The organism is Streptomyces sp. NBC_01006 (assembly GCF_045162725.1).
Taxonomy (GTDB): Bacteria; Actinomycetota; Actinomycetes; order Streptomycetales; family Streptomycetaceae; genus Streptomyces.
In genome coordinates this window covers 1,955,581-1,971,387 of the sequence record NZ_CP108700.1, presented here as the reverse complement: position 1 = coordinate 1,971,387, position 15,807 = coordinate 1,955,581, and the positions used below count along the sequence as shown (strand labels likewise).

Here is a 15,807-nt window from a genome sequence, read left to right as displayed (position 1 = left end):
GTTGCGGAACTCCGTTTTCATCTTCCCGTGCTCCGCTGCGACCCGCAGAGCGATCACCGCGATGCTTTGCATAAACCTGCGGCGATACGTATAGTCATGCCATCGAGGAGGAGGGTCCGATGGTGGTACGTGTAGCGGTGGCCGGAGCGAGCGGGTACGCGGGCGGGGAAGTCCTGCGCCTGCTCCTCTCCCACCCCGAGGTGGAGATCGGCGCGCTGACCGGCAATTCCAACGCCGGGCAGCTCTTCGGCAGCCTCCAGCCGCACCTGGTGCCGCTCGCCGGCCGGACCCTGGAGGCGACCACGCCCGAGGTCCTCGCCGGCCACGATGTGGTCTTCCTGGCGCTGCCCCACGGGCAGTCCGCCGCCGTCGCCGCCGAGCTCGGCGAGGACGTCCTCGTCGTCGACATGGGCGCCGACCACCGGCTCAAGGACTCCGCCGACTGGGACGCCTTCTACGGAGCCCCGCACGCCGGCACCTGGCCGTACGGGCTCCCCGAGCTGCCCGGTGGCCGCGCCGCGCTGGAGGGGTCCAAGCGCATCGCGGTTCCCGGGTGCTTCCCGACCGCCGTCACCCTCGCCCTGTTCCCGGCCTACGCCGCGCAGCTGGCCGAGCCGGAGGCCGTGATCGTCGCCGCCACCGGCACGTCCGGCGCCGGCAAGGCGCTCAAGCCGCACCTGCTCGGCTCCGAGGTCATGGGATCCGTCAGCCCGTACGGGGTGGGCGGCGGGCACCGGCACACCCCCGAGATGGTGCAGAACCTGAGCCCGATCGCCGGGCAGAAGGTCTCCGTCTCCTTCACGCCGACCCTCGTGCCGATGTCGCGCGGCATCCTGGCCACCTGCTCCGCCAAGGCCCTCCCCGGCACCACCGCCGACGCGGTGCGCGCCGCGTACGAGAAGGCGTACGCGGACGAGCCCTTCGTGCACCTGCTGCCCGAGGGGCAGTGGCCGGCGACCTCGTCCGTCCACGGTTCCAACGCCGTTCAGATCCAGGTCGCGTACGACGGGTCCGCCCAGCGGATCATCGCGATCAGCGCCATCGACAACCTCACCAAGGGCACCGCCGGTGGCGCGGTGCAGAGCATGAACATCGCCCTCGGCCTCCACGAGGGGCTGGGTCTTTCCTCGATCGGAGTGGCGCCGTGAGCGTCGCACGCGCAGCCACCGGGCTGCAGACGACGATGGCCGCAGGTCCGCGCTGCGCGGGCGGCAGTGACATCAGCCGCTTCCGCGGCGTGGCGAACAAGGAGGCGCAGTGAGCGTCACGGCAGCACAGGGATTCACGGCCGCGGGCATCGCGGCCGGGATCAAGGCGAACGGCAACCCGGACCTGGCCCTCGTGGTCAACAGCGGCCCGCGGCAGGCCGCGGCGGGCGTCTTCACCTCCAACCGCGTCAAGGCCGCACCCGTGCTCTGGTCCGAGCAGGTGCTGCGCGGCTCCGTCATCAGCGCGGTCGTCCTCAACTCCGGCGGTGCCAACGCCTGCACCGGTCCCAAGGGCTTCCAGGACACCCACGCCACCGCCGAGAAGGTCGCCGAGGCGCTGGGCGGCGGGCACAACGCCGGCGAGATCGCCGTCGCGTCCACCGGCCTGATCGGCGTCCTGCTCCCCATGGACAAGCTGCTCCCCGGCATCGACACCGCCGTCGCGGCCCTCTCCGCCGACGGCGGTGAGGATGCCGCCATCGCCATCAAGACCACCGACACCGTGCACAAGACGGCCGCCGTCACCCAGGCCGGCTGGACCGTCGGCGGCATGGCCAAGGGCGCGGGCATGCTCGCCCCGGGCCTGGCCACCATGCTCGTCGTCCTCACCACCGACGCCGACATGGACAGCGCCACCCTCGACATGGCGCTGCGCTCCGCCACCCGCACCACCTTCGACCGGGTCGACTCCGACGGCTGCATGTCCACCAACGACACGGTGCTGCTGCTCGCCTCCGGGGCCTCCGGTCAGGTGCCCGCGTACGAGGCCTTCGCGGAGGCCGTACGGACCGTCTGCGACGACCTCGCCCGCCAGCTGATCGGCGACGCCGAGGGTGCGAGCAAGGACATCCGCATCGAGGTCGTCGGCGCGCTCACCGAGGGCGACGCGGTCGAGGTCGGCCGGTCCATCGCCCGCAACAACCTGCTCAAGTGCGCCATCCACGGCGAGGACCCCAACTGGGGCCGGGTGCTCTCCGCCATCGGCACCACCCGGGCCGCCTTCGACCCGGACCGGCTGAACGTGGCCATCAACGGCGTCTGGGTCTGCAGGAACGGCTCGGTCGGCGAGGACCGCGACCTCGTCTCCATGAAGGGCCGCGAGGTCCGCATCACCGCGGACCTGGCCACCGGCTCCGAGTCCGCCGTGATCTGGGCCAACGACCTGACCGCCGAGTACGTCCACGAGAACAGCGCCTACTCCTCATGAGCGACGACAAGGCCGGGCAGCCCGGCTCCGGCACCGCGCGCAAGCACACCGCCCTGCCCAAGGCGCAGATCCTCATCGAGGCCCTGCCCTGGCTCACCCGCCACAACGGCAAGGTCGTCGTCATCAAGTTCGGCGGCAACGCCATGATCGACGAGGACCTGAAGGCCGCCTTCGCCCAGGACGTGGTCTTCCTGCGCCAGGCCGGCCTCAAGCCGGTCGTGGTGCACGGCGGCGGCCCCCAGATCAACGCCCAGCTCGACAAGCAGGGCCTGGTCAGCGAGTTCAAGGCGGGTCTGCGCGTCACGACCCCCGAGGCCATGGACGTCGTACGGATGGTCCTGGCGGGCCAGGTCCAGCGCGAGCTGGTCGGGCTGCTCAACCAGCACGGGCCGCTCGCCGTCGGCATGACCGGCGAGGACGCCCACACCATCACCGCCACCCGGCACACCCCGGAGATCGACGGCGAGTTCGTCGACATCGGCCGGGTCGGCGAGATCACCGCCATCGACACGGGTGCGATCGAGGCGCTGCTGGCGGACGGCCGGATCCCGGTCATCTCCTCCATCGCGCGCAGCGCCGACGACCACCACGTGTACAACGTGAACGCCGACACGGCGGCCGCCGCGCTCGCCGCCGCGCTGGGCGCCGAGACACTGATGGTGCTCACGGACGTCGAGGGCCTCTACGCGGACTGGCCGAGCAGCGACGAGGTCATCAGCCGCCTCACCGTCAGCGAGCTGGAGAAGCTGCTGCCCGAGCTGTCCAGCGGGATGGTGCCCAAGATGGAGGGCTGCCTGCACGCCGTCCGCGGCGGGGTGAGCACGGCCCGCGTGATCGACGGGCGGGTGCCGCACTCGATCCTGCTGGAGATCTTCACCGACGAGGGAATCGGCACGATGGTCGTGCCCGACGCACAGCCCGACACACAGCCCAACGCACAGGGAGGGGAACCCGCGTGACCGGCAACCAGGACTACGCCGCCCGCTGGCAGGGGGCGCTGACCAACAACTACGGGACGCCCGCGCTGGCCCTCGTACGCGGCGAGGGCGCCCAGGTCTGGGACGCGGACGGCAAGCAGTACACCGACTTCGTCGGCGGCATCGCGGTCAACGCCCTCGGCCACGCCCACCCGGCGATCGTCGAGGCGGTGACCCGGCAGATCACCACCCTCGGCCACGTCTCCAACCTCTACGCCTCCGAGCCGGTCCTCGCGCTCGGCGAGCGGCTGCTCCAGCTCTTCGGCCGCCCCGGCCGGATTTTCTTCTGCAACTCCGGAGCCGAGGCCGTCGAGGCCGCCTTCAAGATCGGCCGGCTGACCGGGCGGACCCACATGGTGGCCACCGACGGCGGCTTCCACGGCCGGACCATGGGCGCTCTCGCGCTCACCGGCCAGCCGAAGAAGCAGGTCCCGTTCCTGCCGCTGCCCGGCGAGGTCACCCACGTCCCGTACGGCGATGTCGAGGCCCTGCGGGCCGCCGTCACCGAGGAGACGGCCCTCGTGGTCATCGAGCCGATCCAGGGCGAGAACGGTGTCGTCGTACCTCCGGCCGGTTATCTGACGGCCGCCCGGGAGATCACCCGGGCCACCGGCACCCTGCTCGTCCTGGACGAGGTGCAGACCGGGATCGGGCGCTGCGGCCACTGGTTCGAGCACCAGGCCCACGAGGGCGTCGAGCCCGATCTCGTCACGCTCGCGAAGGGTCTCGGCGGCGGACTGCCGATCGGCGCCGTGGCCGCCTTCGGGCCGGCCGCGGAGCTGCTCCAGCCCGGCCAGCACGGCACCACCTTCGGCGGGAACCCGGTCGCGTGCGCCGCCGGCCTCGCCGTCATCGACACCATCGCCGCCGAGGGACTGCTCGACCGGGTCAAGGCGCGCGGGGAGCGGCTGCGCTCCGGAATCGAGGGCCTCCGCGAGGGGAACGGCCACCCGCTGGTCTCCCATGTCCGTGGTGAAGGCCTTCTCCTGGGTATCGTGCTGACCGGGCCGCTCGCACCGCAGGTGCAGCAGGCGGCCCAAGATGCCGGCTTCCTGGTCAACGCGCCCGCCCCCGACGTCGTACGGCTCATGCCCCCGTACGTACTCTCCGAGGCCGAGGCGGACGCGTTCGTCCGGGCCCTGCCCGGCATCCTCGACGCAGCCAACGGGGACGGACACACCGGGGAATGAGACGACGATGAGCCACGCGCAGGACCACGAGGAGTGGGGCTCCCCCCGGACCGAGTCCGGGGGCGGGCCGTCCGTTCCGCAGACCCGCACCGCCCGCCACCGCCGGATCGTGGACATCCTCAACCGGCAGCCGGTCCGCTCGCAGAGCCAGCTGGCCAAGCTGCTCGCCGACGACGGGCTGAGCGTCACCCAGGCGACGCTCTCCCGCGACCTCGACGAGCTGGGCGCGGTGAAGATCCGCAATACCGGCGGCGAGCTGATCTACGCGGTGCCCAGCGAGGGCGGTTTCCGCACCCCGCAGGCCCCGCTCGGCGAGTCGGCCAAGGAGGAGCGCATGCGGCGCCTCTCCGGCGAGCTGCTGATCTCGGCGGAGGCCTCCGCGAACCTCGTCGTCCTGCGCACCCCGCCCGGCGCGGCCCAGTTCCTCGCCTCCGCGATCGACCAGGCCGAACTCCGCGAGATCCTCGGCACGATCGCCGGCGACGACACGCTGATGCTGATCAGCCGTGACCCGTCGGGCGGCCAGGCCCTCGCGGACCACCTGCTGAGGCTGGCCCAGAAGGAGAGCTGACCGCCCCCGGGCGACGGATTGACGGCTCGTCAGGTCCCGTCGTCCGGGACGGATATCCGGTGTACCGGCCCTGGCAGGGCCGCCTAGGCTCGGCGTGTGCATGCCTACGCCCTCGCCAGTGTCGCCGTGCCCGTCACAGCCGTGCTGTACGGGCTGGCCGGCGTGGTCCGCCGCCGTACAGCGGCGCGGCACCGCAGCGCCCTCGACCGGTGGGCCGCCGTTCTGGCCGACCCGTACCAGGCCGCCGTGGGCCGCTGGTGGCCCGGGGACGAGACCCAGGCCGCCGCGGCGCGGCTGCTCCTCGACGGGCTCGTCACCGTCAACCACCGGGGCAATCTGATCCCGTCCCCGGCCGCCGCGGACCCCGCCCGCACCCCCGGCCACCCACTGCCCGAAGCCCTGCTGGCCGCCCTGCTGCGCCGGACCGCCCCCGCCACCCTCGGCAGCATCGAGCTGCGGGACGCGGAGTTCCACACGGCCCACCGGGAGTTCCGGGCGGCCCGCCCGGCCCTGCTGACGGTGGGCGAACCCGCCCGCCCGGCCCGGTTCGGGCTGTACCTGCTCCTGGCCGAGTTGATCGTCTATCTCGTGGGCCTGATGTCGCTGCAGCCCGACGGCGACGCCGAATGGGTGGCCGCCTGGGTCGCCTGGGCCGGGCTGATCGCCCAGGTGGGCTGGTTCCGCGTCTACGACCGGGCCCGCGGGGTCGGCTGGACGGCGGATGCCGACGCCGTGCAGGCCCTGCACCACGGCCCCCACCACCCGGCCCTCCAGGCCCTGGGCGTCCGCGATCCGGAGGCCCTGCGGCGGCTGCGCGTGAGCCGCCTGCGCACCCGGCGCCGCCGCAACCGTGGCCGTCGGCGCCGCGCGGGGACCCCGGCCGGTGTTCAGTAGCGGGTGACGGCGAGCCGTCCCTCCTGCGTCCCGATCGCGATGTGCGGGCGGCGGCGCGGGTCGGCCCAGCGCAGGACCGCGCGCATCGCCCGCTCCGGCACGGACACGCAACCGGCTGTCGCTCCCTTGCCGTTGACGTGCAGGAAGATGCCCGCGCCGCGTCCGTGCACCGGCTCCTCGTAGTTGAAGCCGATGACCAGCGCGTGCGCGTACTGCTTCTCGTACGTGACCAGGTGCTCCGCCTCGCCGGGCGCGCAGTCGGCGGGCAGCGGCTCGGTCCACCGGTTGTACGCGGCCGACGCGTTGTCCTGGCACCACCAGGAATCGGGGGTCACCCGGCGGTAGCGGAACTCCGTCCCGGCCGGTGCGTGCCGGATCCCGAAGGCGTAGGGGAGCTCGTACAGGCCCGTCGGCGTGGTGTTCGTGCCCTGGGTGCGGGTCGCGCCCTCGGTCAGGCCGTTCGCGCCGAAGCGCGCCTCGGCGCTGCCGGCCTCGTACCAGCGCCCCGCCCGGCGGTCCCACCAGGTCAGCCGCCCGGTGGTGGATCCGGGTGCGGGCGCGACGGCGGTGATGAGCTGGCTGCCGCCGCCGGTGTCGGCGAGGCGGGCGGGTAGCGGAGCGGATCCGTACGAGCCCTGCGCGAGCAGGCTGGTGACGATCGTTACGCAGGTGGCGAGAGCGGTACGCAGCACATGTCAGACGGTACGGGGCGGAAGCGGCAGCGGCAGTGCAGGCAGGCCGTCCACACTCGATCCGATGAACTCCTTCTTCTCGCAGTACGCGCCGAACTCCTCGTCCGTCTTGCGGCCGAAGTGCTCCGCGTGGAGGGTGCGCTCGCCCTGGTACTCCATGAACGGGACGGCGTACCCGCACACATCGGCGATCCTGCGGGCGTGCACGACGATGATCGCCCGCGCCGAGGGCCCGTCGGCCGCCCCGAACAGGCCGATCAGCTCACCCCAGCGGGGGTCGTCGCGGAAGACGGCCTCGCCCTCGCCGTGGATGCGGACGATGTTGGGCGGGCCGCTGAACGCGCACCACATCAGTGTGATCCGGCCGTTCTCGCGGACGTGGGCGATGGTCTCGGCGCCGCTGCCGCCGAAGTCGAGGTAGGCGAGGGTCTGCTCGTCGATGACCACGAGCGTGCCCGCGCGGCCCTTGGGGGACAGGTTGACGTGGCCGTCCCCGGCGAGCGGGGCGGTGGCGGTGAAGAAGACCGGCTGCTCCTCGATGAAGGAGCGGAGCCGGCCGTCTATGCGTTCATAGAGCTTTCCCATACGGATCATTATCCGGTCGGGCCGGATGCCGTGCGGGGAATTCCGAGCTGTGAGTGCAGCCGGCCCATGACGTACTCGCTGAACAGCCCGGTGCAGCGGTCCAGCAGGGCCGCCACCTCCGGGTCGCGCAGCGGCAGCGCGGGCGGCCGGTCGGGGGACCACAGGCTCTGCACGCGCTGCGCGGCGATCCGGCGCAGCGCCGGGTCGGCGTCCGTCAGGAGCTCCACGGAGGCGCGCAGCCCGATGACCCCGCCGCGGGCGTGCAGCACCCGGTAGGCGGCCCGGCGGGTGTGCGCGGGGCGGTCGGGTGCGATGCGTTCCAGCAGCCACTCGGCGGGCAGCCGGGCCGCGACCCCGGCCAGGCTCACGGAGGCCTCCCGGGCGACCGCGGCCGACGGGTCGTCGAGCAGCGGCCGCAGCAGCTCCACGTCGGTGGCCTCCAGCGCGCGCAGCCCGGCGACCGCCGCCGCCCGCACCGCCCCCGCGGGGTGGTCCAGCAGCCCGCGCAGCAGCGGTGCGTCCGACCGCCGGGCGCACTCGGCGAAACCGGTGACGGCGTACGAGCTCACCCGGGCCGGGTCCTCGACCAGGGCGCGGCAGTGGGCGTACGGGTCGCCACCGCCCTGCTTGACCAGCCAGCGCGCGCAGGCACGGACCAGCCCGGAGCGGTCGGCCAGGTGGCCCACCGCCTCCGCGTGACGCCCGGCCCGCCGCAGGGCGGTGACCCCGTCGGCCCGCACCATGGGGATGTGCCCGCGCAGCAGGGCGTCGATCGCCTCGTCGTCGGGCCCGTCGCCGGCCAGCTCGGCCAGCGCCGCGTCGGCCCACAGCCGAGCCGTCGCGGGATCCCGCTCCTCGCCCGCCCGCCGGGCCAACTCCCGTACGCCGAACAGCCCGGCGTCGAGCGTGATGCGGGTGGCGAACCGGCGGGTCGGCAGGTCCCCGCTGCGCCGCAGCCAGCCGAGCACGGTGTCGGGCTGCTCGCCGGTCATCGTGCGCGCGTCCCGCGCCGGGCGCCACCACCGCCCGGGGCGCGCGGGGCGCCACCAGGGGCTGAGTACCGGGTCCTCGGCGCCGAGGGCCTTCTCGAACAGGTCGCGCGCCCAGCGGCCCTGCTCGCGCCGGGCCAGGCACAGGACGAGCGGGGTGAGCTGGATCAGCGTGCGCGCGGGGTCGGTGGCAAGAGCCCCGGCGAGCACCTGACGGGCCCGCTCGCGCACCGCCGGCGCCCAGTCGGCGCAGCGGATCGCGACGAGCGGGAGCGGCGGCTTCGGCGCCAGGAGCGCGGCCTCGCGGATCCTGCCGTCGGGGTGGCACAGGCGCACCTCGATCCGGTCGGCGGCGCGGGCCGCCACGTCCCGGCGGAAGTGGCCGCGCCGGACCTCCGCGTCGAAGGCGATCCAGGAGACCGGCTGATCGGGGCGGTGGACGCCGCCGATGCCGGGGCGCCCGCCGCGCAGCAGGCCCTCCGCCGCGGCCCGGCCCTCCTCGGTCTGCCGCTGCGTCACGACTCCCATATGCCCTCCCCTTGTGGTGCAGACCGCCGATCGTAGGCCGTCGCCGCCGGTTGTGCCCCTGATATTCGTGCTGGTCAGCGGGGTGCAGCCAGGGGTCGATTGACGAAACATACGGAACAGTGCATAGTTATGCCGGTAGATGGATGCACCGTGGACACACCGTTGGATGCCGTAAGGAGAAGCCCGTGACCGAGCGCGTCGTACTCGCCTATTCAGGCGGACTGGACACCTCCGTCGCCATCGGCTGGATCGCCGAGGAGACGGGCGCAGAGGTCATCGCCGTTGCCGTGGACGTCGGCCAGGGCGGCGAGGACCTGGACGTCATCCGCAAGCGCGCCCTCGCCTGCGGTGCCGTCGAAGCCGAGGTCGCGGACGCCAAGGACGAGTTCGCCGACGAGTACTGCCTCCCGGCGATCAAGGCGAACGCCCTCTACATGGACCGCTACCCGCTGGTCTCGGCGCTCTCCCGGCCGGTCATCGTCAAGCACCTGGTCGCCGCCGCGAAGAAGCACGGCGCCGGCGTCGTCGCCCACGGCTGCACCGGCAAGGGCAACGACCAGGTCCGCTTCGAGGCCGGCATCCAGACCCTCGGCCCCGACCTGAAGTGCATAGCCCCGGTCCGCGACTACGCCATGACCCGGGACAAGGCCATCGCCTTCTGCGAGGCCAAGAACCTCCCGATCGCGACCACCAAGAAGTCCCCGTACTCCATCGACCAGAACGTCTTCGGGCGCGCCGTCGAGACGGGCTTCCTGGAGGACATCTGGAACGCGCCGGTCGAGGACATCTACGAGTACACCGCCGACCCCGCCGAGCCGCGCGAGGCCGACGAGGTCGTCATCTCCTTCAAGGAGGGCGTCCCCGTCGCCATCGACGGCAGGCCCGTCACCGTGCTCCAGGCGATCCAGCAGCTCAACGCCCGGGCCGGAGCCCAGGGCATCGGCCGGATCGACATGGTCGAGGACCGCCTCGTCGGCATCAAGTCCCGCGAGGTGTACGAGGCCCCCGGCGCGATCGCGCTGATCACCGCGCACCAGGAGCTGGAGAGCGTCACCGTGGAGCGCGAGCTGGCCCGCTACAAGCGGCAGGTCGAGCAGCGCTGGGGCGAACTGGTCTACGACGGCCAGTGGTTCTCCCCGCTCAAGCGGGCCCTGGACGGGTTCATCAACGAGGCGAACCAGCACGTCACCGGCGACATCCGGATGACCCTGCACGGCGGCCGCGCCGTGGTCACCGGCCGCAGGTCGGACGCCTCGCTGTACGACTTCAACCTGGCGACCTACGACTCGGGCGACACCTTCGACCAGTCCAAGGCCCAGGGCTTCATCGAGATCTTCGGTCTCTCGTCGAAGATCGCGGCACGCCGCGACCTGGCCTGAGCCCGACTCGTTACGCAGTACGAAGTCGGCCTCCCCGTAACCTCCGCGACGGGGAGGCCGACGCACATCCACGCACGCATCCTTGAGGAGCAGCAGCTGTGAGCAGCAACAACGGTGGTGACGTCCGGCTCTGGGGCGGCCGGTTCGCCGACGGCCCCGCCGAGGCCCTCGCGAAGCTGTCCGCGTCGGTCCACTTCGACTGGCGCCTCGCGCCGTACGACATCGCCGGATCCCGTGCCCACGCCCGCGTGCTCGCCAAGGCGGGCCTGCTCACGGCGGACGAGCTCGACCGCATGATCGCCGGCCTGGACCGGCTGGAGACCGATGTCGCCGACGGCTCCTTCACCGGGACCGTCGCCGACGAGGACGTGCACACCGCCCTGGAGCGGGGCCTGCTGGAGCGGCTCGGCGCCGACCTCGGCGGCAAGCTGCGCGCCGGCCGGTCCCGCAACGACCAGGTGGCCACCCTGTTCCGGATGTACCTGCGCGACCACGCCCGGATCGTCGGCGGCCTGATCGCGGACCTCCAGGACGCGCTGGTCGGCCTCGCCGAGACGCACCACGACGTGGCCATGCCGGGCAGGACCCACCTCCAGCACGCGCAGCCGGTGCTCTTCGCACACCACGTACTGGCCCACGTGCAGTCGCTGTCGCGGGACGCGGAGCGGCTGCGGCAGTGGGACACCCGGACCGCCGTCTCCCCGTACGGCTCGGGTGCTCTGGCCGGCTCCTCGCTGGGGCTGGACCCGGAGGCGGTCGCCGCCGACCTGGGCTTCGAGCGGGGCTCGGTCGGCAACTCGATCGACGGCACGGCCTCGCGCGACTTCGTCGCCGAGTTCGCCTTCATCACCGCGATGATCGGGATCAACCTGTCCCGGATCGCGGAGGAGATCATCATCTGGAACACGAAGGAGTTCTCCTTCGTGACCCTGCACGACGCCTTCTCGACCGGGTCGTCGATCATGCCGCAGAAGAAGAACCCGGACATCGCGGAGCTGGCGCGCGGCAAGTCGGGCCGGCTCATCGGCAACCTGACGGGCCTGCTGGCCACGCTGAAGGCGCTGCCGCTGGCCTACAACCGGGACCTCCAGGAGGACAAGGAGCCGGTCTTCGACTCCTGCGACACCCTTGAGGTCCTGCTTCCGGCCTTCACCGGGATGATGGCGACGCTCACGGTCAACCGGGAGCGGATGGAAGAGCTGGCTCCGGCCGGCTTCTCCCTCGCCACGGACATCGCGGAGTGGCTGGTCAAGCAGGGCGTTCCGTTCCGCGTCGCGCACGAGGTGGCCGGCGAGTGCGTCAAGGAGTGCGAGGCGCTCGGGATCGAGCTGGACGAGCTCACGGACGAGCAGTTCGCGAAGATCTCGGAGCACCTGACCCCGCAGGTCCGTACGGTCCTCAACGTGCCGGGCGCCCTCGCCTCCCGCAACGGCCGCGGCGGCACCGCCCCCTCGGCGGTCGCCAAGCAGCTCGCGGAACTGAAGGCCGACCTGGTCATCCAGCACGCCTGGGCCACCCACAAGCACTAGCTCGTCCCGTCCACGCCCGAGGGGCGGTGGGAGCCCCGGCTCCCACCGCCCCTCGGGCGTGTTCCGTGCGTGCTCTAGCGCACCGGGTGATCCGGTTCGTAGTTGGTCAGCACACAGCCCTCGACCTGGGACTTCTCCAGCCGGTACCCGGCCGGGGCGGAGAAGCCCGGCACGCAGTTCAGGTAGAGGAACTGCTGCTGGTACAGCCCGAACCGGACGTCCGGGTCGTTGGTCTCCACCGCGATGTTCTCGCCGACGAGCAGCAGGCTCGCGGTGCGCCGCAGCTTTCCGTCGTCCTTCAGGTCGGCCTGCTGGGTGGCCTTCGCCCTGGTCTGCATCTTCTTCATGTCTCCCACGGTGTCGAGCCAGTTGAGGTCGTGCGCGCGCTGCGCACCGGCCGGCTCCCCGCACAGGCCGCGCCCGGTGACGCCCCAGCCGAGCGGATCGCCCGTCACCACCGGCGCGTAGTCGATGGACTCGATCGCCACCGTGGCGGGGTCGGTGGAGAAGTGAGTGCAGTCGACGCTGGAACCGACGAGCTTCTTCAGCTCGGCGATGCTGCCGGCGCGCGGCAGCCCGAGGCTGCCGTGGGCCGGCTGGCCCGGCTTCTCGCCCGCGCCGCCGGCCGCCGGGTCCTGCGGGGTTTCGAGGTTCGGGCTGCCCGAGCCGTCCGTGCTGCCCACGAAGTCGCTGAGCACGCAGCCTTCGACCAGCGCCTTCTCCCGCTTGTACCCCTTGGGTACCGGGGCGGTGGGATTGCAGGTCAGGACGCGCAGCTCGGAGCGGACCAGCGCAAGAGCCGTCTTCGTACGGGTCGGAGCGGCGACGAAGCCCTTGCCGACGAGGACGCGGCTGTTCAGGCCGTAGGCGCCGTCGCCCCCGGCGATCTTGTCCATGACGTACTGCTTGTAGCGCGTCTGGAACTCCTTCATGTCCGAAGGGACGGAGAGGACGATCTCACCGCGCTCGGGCTTGTCGCTGCAGATGCCGCGCTCGGTCACGGACCACTGTCCGGCCTTCGTGAGGTCGTCCGCCGGCAGCCGCGGGTCGTCGGGCGCCGCGCTCAGGTCCTCGCACGAGCCGTACTGGCGCACGTAGCGCTGCGCCTCGGCGAGGGGGCCCTCGGGGGCGGCGGACGCGGGCGCCGCGGGCGGGGCGGCGTCTGTACCCCCCTTGCAGGCGGAGAGCGGGGCGAGGCAGGCGAGGGCGGCGGTCGTGGCGAGGATCCGCTGGATGTGCATGGGTCGCTTTCGTCGGAACTGCAGGTCATGGAGCCAGGGGGTGGCATGGGCATGCTAATTGCCGCAGCGGGCCCGCCCGTTACTCCGCCCAGCGCGCCAGGGCCTCGAAGTCCGCCCGGGTCAGACCGATCCGCTCGTCGACGCGCATCAGCAGGGCCCGCGCCGGGTGGCGCTGGTCCACGTACTCGCGGTCCATCGCCGTGATGTCGTCGTCGATCCACGCGAACTCCCGCGCGCCCGCGTACTCCAGGATGTACTGCGTCTTCCAGAAGGTGCCGCGCGGTGCCCGCCCGTGCATCTGCGGCCAGTCGATGTACGGGAGCCTCGGCAGGCCCAGGTGAGGGCCTATCCAGTCGTTCGCCTCGTCCTTCCACGTGGTCGCCCAGACCAGCTCGTACGAGCGCGCCAGCGCGAGCAGCTGCGCGCCGTGGGCGTGGTTCAGCCAGACCCGCAGCGGCCGCCGGCTCTCGGCCTCCGTCCAACCGCTCGGGCGCATCCGGTGGGTGGAGTACCCCTCCGGGCGGCGCTGGGCCTTGGCCGCGTAGGGGTTCAGCGGGCCGTCCACGTCGATCAGCAGCAAGGGCTTGGGCGTCATCTCGGCAGCCTTCCGTTCCGGGCGCCCGGGGGCACCCTATTTTTCAATGAGACATGCACGTCTCATTCGGGGTATGCTTGTCTCATGGCCATGGATCGTGACCAGGTGCTCCGCGACGCCGCAGCCCTGCTCTCCCGCAAATCGACCGCCACGATGGACGAGGTCGCCCGCGCCGCAGGCATCGGGCGCGCGACCCTCCACCGGCACTTCGCCGGGCGCGACGCCCTCGTACGGGCCCTCGAAGAACTCGGCATCCGCCAGTTCGAGACGGCCTTCGACAACGCCCGCCTCGACGAGGGCACGGCGGTGGAGGCCCTGCGCCGGCTCGTCGCCGAGGCCGAGCGCGACGCCCAGCTGCTGGCCTTCCTCGTCACCGAGAACCAGCTCTTCGAGGGCGACCAGGTCAACGAGGGATGGGCCCGCCTCGACGCGCGCGTCAACGCGCTCTTCCGGCGCGGCCAGCAGGAGGGCGACATCCGGATCGACCTGAGCCCCGCCTGGCTCACCGAGGCCCTCTACGGCCTCATCGGCACCTGCGCCTGGGCCGTCATGGACGGCCGGGTCGCCGCGAAGGACTTCCAGTACATGATCATCGAGCTGTTGCTCGGTGGCGCACGACGGAGCGTGGAGAAATGAGCCGCACGCAGCAGCTGACGCAGGGACAGAGGACGGAGGCGAGCGGAGCCGAGGGGAAGAGGGGGAGCAGGGGGCGCTGGCTGGCGCTCTCCGTGCTCGTCCTGGCCGTTCTGCTGGTCGCGGTGGACGCCACCGTACTCGGTCTCGCCACACCCTCACTCAGCGAAGACCTCAAGCCGTCCGGCACCCAGCTGCTGTGGATCGGCGACATCTACTCGTTCGTCATCGCCGGTCTGCTCGTCTCCATGGGCTCCCTCGGCGACCGCATCGGCCGCAAGAAGCTGCTCCTGGTCGGGGCCACCGCCTTCGGCGCCGTCTCCGTCCTGAACGCCTACGCCACCAGCCCCGAGATGATGATCGTGGCCCGGGCCCTGCTCGGCGTGGCCGGCGCGACGCTGATGCCCTCGACCCTCGCGCTGATCCGGAACATATTCCACGACCCCAAGGAGCGCAGCCTCGCCATCGGCATCTGGGGCGCCACCGCCTCGGCCGGCGCGGCCATCGGGCCCGTCGTCGGCGGAGCCCTGCTCCAGCACTTCTGGTGGGGCTCGGTCTTCCTCATCAACCTGCCCGTGATGATCGCCCTGGTCCTCGTCGGCATCAAGCTGCTGCCCGAGTCCAAGAACCCGGTCTCCGGACCCTGGGACCTGCTCAGCGTCGCCCTCTCGCTCGTCGGCGTCATCGGCGTCGTCTACGCCGTCAAGGAAGTCGCCACCCACGGCGTCACCCGGGGCGTCGCGCTCTCCGCCGCCCTCGGCGCCGCGTGCTTGTACGGCTTCGTCCGCCGCCAGTTCGGTCTGCCGTCGCCCCTCCTCGACATGCGGCTCTTCAGGCACCGCGGCTTCTCCGGCGCGGTCCTCGCCGACCTGCTGACCGTCTTCGGCCTCTCCGGCCTCGTCTTCTTCCTCTCCCAGTTCCTCCAGCTCGTCCAGGGCCGCGACCCCCTGGAGGCGGGCCTGGCCGAACTGCCCGCCGCCATCGGCGCGGTGGTCACCGGCCTGATCGCCGGCCGCTACGCCCGCCGGTACTCGGTACGGTCGATCGTCACCGGCGGCCTCGCGGCCATCGGGCTCGCGCTCGGAGCGCTCACCCTGCTCCACAAGGAGAGCGGCTACCCGCTGCTCGGCGCGGCCCTGCTCGTCGTCGGCCTCGGTGCCGGCTTCTCCTTCACCGTCACCGCCGACGTCATCCTCTCCAGCGTCCCCAAGGAGCAGGCCGGTTCGGCCTCGGCCGTCTCCGAGACCGCGTACGAACTCGGCGCGGCCCTCGGCATCGCCCTGCTCGGCTCCGTCGTCACCGGCGTCTACCAGGGCTTCACCGCCCCGGCCTCGGTCCCCGGACCCGTCGCCGACGCCGCGCACGAATCGCTGGGCGGCGCCGTCGAAGCCGCCAAGGCGGTGGACCCCGCGACCGCGCAGACCATGGTCGGCGCCGCCCAGGACGCCTTCGTGGACGGTCTGCGGCTCGCCTCCGGCGTGGGCGCGGCCGTGCTGCTGGCCACGGCGGTCGCGGCCTGGTTCCTGCTCAGGGGGCAGAAGCTCCAGGACGGCATCGCGCACTGATCCCCCTCAAGGGGTGGTGTCCTG

15 protein-coding genes are annotated in these 15,807 nt (G+C 72.3%); 10 read left to right on the top strand and 5 right to left on the bottom strand.

All coding sequences use genetic code 11. From position 1 onward, the window contains the following. Positions 1-119 precede the first annotated feature (119 nt). From argC to OG509_RS08895, 6 genes are all read left to right on the top strand, one after another. A complete protein-coding gene (gene argC / locus OG509_RS08920) occupies positions 120-1,148 on the top strand; it encodes an N-acetyl-gamma-glutamyl-phosphate reductase (RefSeq protein WP_406181514.1) in 1,029 nt (342 codons plus the stop codon). A 109-nt stretch (positions 1,149-1,257) separates the two neighbouring features. After that, complete coding sequence (gene argJ / locus OG509_RS08915; protein ID WP_406181512.1) at positions 1,258-2,415, top strand: bifunctional glutamate N-acetyltransferase/amino-acid acetyltransferase ArgJ; 1,158 nt, start codon at positions 1,258-1,260, stop codon at positions 2,413-2,415. Continuing rightward, positions 2,412-3,374 carry an acetylglutamate kinase gene (argB, locus tag OG509_RS08910; protein ID WP_406181511.1) on the top strand — a complete coding sequence of 321 codons (963 nt, stop codon included), beginning with the start codon at positions 2,412-2,414 and terminating at the stop codon, positions 3,372-3,374. Before argJ ends, argB begins: the two co-directional genes overlap by 4 nt. Next, complete coding sequence (locus OG509_RS08905; protein WP_385584596.1) at positions 3,371-4,582, top strand: acetylornithine transaminase; 1,212 nt, start codon at positions 3,371-3,373, stop codon at positions 4,580-4,582. Before argB ends, OG509_RS08905 begins: the two co-directional genes overlap by 4 nt. A 7-nt stretch (positions 4,583-4,589) precedes the next feature. Beyond that, positions 4,590-5,153: an arginine repressor gene (locus tag OG509_RS08900; RefSeq protein WP_385584593.1), complete on the top strand. Its 564-nt coding sequence runs from the start codon at positions 4,590-4,592 to the stop codon at positions 5,151-5,153. Positions 5,154-5,249: 96 nt separating this feature from the next. Next, positions 5,250-6,047: a hypothetical protein gene (locus OG509_RS08895; protein WP_406181508.1), complete on the top strand. Its 798-nt coding sequence runs from the start codon at positions 5,250-5,252 to the stop codon at positions 6,045-6,047. Here OG509_RS08895 and OG509_RS08890 read toward each other — a convergent pair. From OG509_RS08890 to OG509_RS08880, 3 genes are read right to left on the bottom strand one after another with little or no spacing between them, the layout of a single operon-like run. Next, positions 6,041-6,706, bottom strand: coding sequence for a L,D-transpeptidase (locus OG509_RS08890; protein WP_406187509.1), 666 nt, complete (start codon positions 6,704-6,706; stop codon positions 6,041-6,043). The genes OG509_RS08895 and OG509_RS08890 overlap by 7 nt on opposite strands. A gap of 36 nt (positions 6,707-6,742) precedes the next feature. Continuing rightward, a complete protein-coding gene (locus tag OG509_RS08885) occupies positions 6,743-7,324 on the bottom strand; it encodes a pyridoxamine 5'-phosphate oxidase family protein (protein WP_406181506.1) in 582 nt (193 codons plus the stop codon). A gap of 8 nt (positions 7,325-7,332) precedes the next feature. Continuing rightward, positions 7,333-8,841 carry a hypothetical protein gene (locus OG509_RS08880; protein WP_406181504.1) on the bottom strand — a complete coding sequence of 503 codons (1,509 nt, stop codon included), beginning with the start codon at positions 8,839-8,841 and terminating at the stop codon, positions 7,333-7,335. 185 nt (positions 8,842-9,026) lie between these two features. Here OG509_RS08880 and OG509_RS08875 point away from each other — a divergent pair, with 185 nt between their 5' ends. Both OG509_RS08875 and argH read left to right on the top strand, forming a co-directional pair. Next, positions 9,027-10,220: an argininosuccinate synthase gene (locus OG509_RS08875; protein WP_406181502.1), complete on the top strand. Its 1,194-nt coding sequence runs from the start codon at positions 9,027-9,029 to the stop codon at positions 10,218-10,220. 98 nt (positions 10,221-10,318) lie between these two features. Beyond that, positions 10,319-11,749, top strand: a complete 1,431-nt coding sequence (gene argH, locus OG509_RS08870) for an argininosuccinate lyase (protein ID WP_406181501.1) — start codon at positions 10,319-10,321, stop codon at positions 11,747-11,749. 74 nt (positions 11,750-11,823) lie between these two features. Here the strand turns inward: argH and OG509_RS08865 are convergent, their stop codons facing one another. Beyond that, positions 11,824-12,990 carry a hypothetical protein gene (locus OG509_RS08865; protein WP_406181499.1) on the bottom strand — a complete coding sequence of 389 codons (1,167 nt, stop codon included), beginning with the start codon at positions 12,988-12,990 and terminating at the stop codon, positions 11,824-11,826. Positions 12,991-13,069: 79 nt separating this feature from the next. Further along, positions 13,070-13,585 carry an HAD domain-containing protein gene (locus tag OG509_RS08860; protein ID WP_406181497.1) on the bottom strand — a complete coding sequence of 172 codons (516 nt, stop codon included), beginning with the start codon at positions 13,583-13,585 and terminating at the stop codon, positions 13,070-13,072. Between the two features lie 84 nt (positions 13,586-13,669). On the opposite strand from OG509_RS08860, the gene OG509_RS08855 reads away from it, so the two are divergent. Together OG509_RS08855 and OG509_RS08850 are read left to right on the top strand one after the other, a co-directional pair. Beyond that, positions 13,670-14,221, top strand: a complete 552-nt coding sequence (locus tag OG509_RS08855; RefSeq protein ID WP_387290224.1) for a TetR/AcrR family transcriptional regulator — start codon at positions 13,670-13,672, stop codon at positions 14,219-14,221. Then, positions 14,218-15,783 (top strand): MFS transporter, encoded by a 1,566-nt coding sequence (locus OG509_RS08850; RefSeq protein WP_406181495.1) that lies wholly within the window; start codon positions 14,218-14,220, stop codon positions 15,781-15,783. Before OG509_RS08855 ends, OG509_RS08850 begins: the two co-directional genes overlap by 4 nt. Positions 15,784-15,807: the final 24 nt, after the last annotated feature.

Excerpts from the sequence above, each read along its gene's own strand:
- argC (WP_406181514.1), top strand. The coding sequence starts at position 120 with ATGGTGGTACGTGTAGCGGTGGCCGGAGCGAGCGGGTACGCGGGCGGG.
- argB (WP_406181511.1), top strand. The coding sequence starts at position 2,412 with ATGAGCGACGACAAGGCCGGGCAGCCCGGCTCCGGCACCGCGCGCAAG.
- OG509_RS08900 (WP_385584593.1), top strand. The coding sequence starts at position 4,590 with ATGAGCCACGCGCAGGACCACGAGGAGTGGGGCTCCCCCCGGACCGAG.
- OG509_RS08885 (WP_406181506.1), bottom strand. The coding sequence starts at position 7,324 with ATGGGAAAGCTCTATGAACGCATAGACGGCCGGCTCCGCTCCTTCATC.
- OG509_RS08880 (WP_406181504.1), bottom strand. The coding sequence starts at position 8,841 with ATGGGAGTCGTGACGCAGCGGCAGACCGAGGAGGGCCGGGCCGCGGCG.
- OG509_RS08865 (WP_406181499.1), bottom strand. The coding sequence starts at position 12,990 with ATGCACATCCAGCGGATCCTCGCCACGACCGCCGCCCTCGCCTGCCTC.
- OG509_RS08860 (WP_406181497.1), bottom strand. The coding sequence starts at position 13,585 with ATGACGCCCAAGCCCTTGCTGCTGATCGACGTGGACGGCCCGCTGAAC.
- OG509_RS08855 (WP_387290224.1), top strand. The coding sequence starts at position 13,670 with ATGGCCATGGATCGTGACCAGGTGCTCCGCGACGCCGCAGCCCTGCTC.
- OG509_RS08850 (WP_406181495.1), top strand. The coding sequence starts at position 14,218 with ATGAGCCGCACGCAGCAGCTGACGCAGGGACAGAGGACGGAGGCGAGC.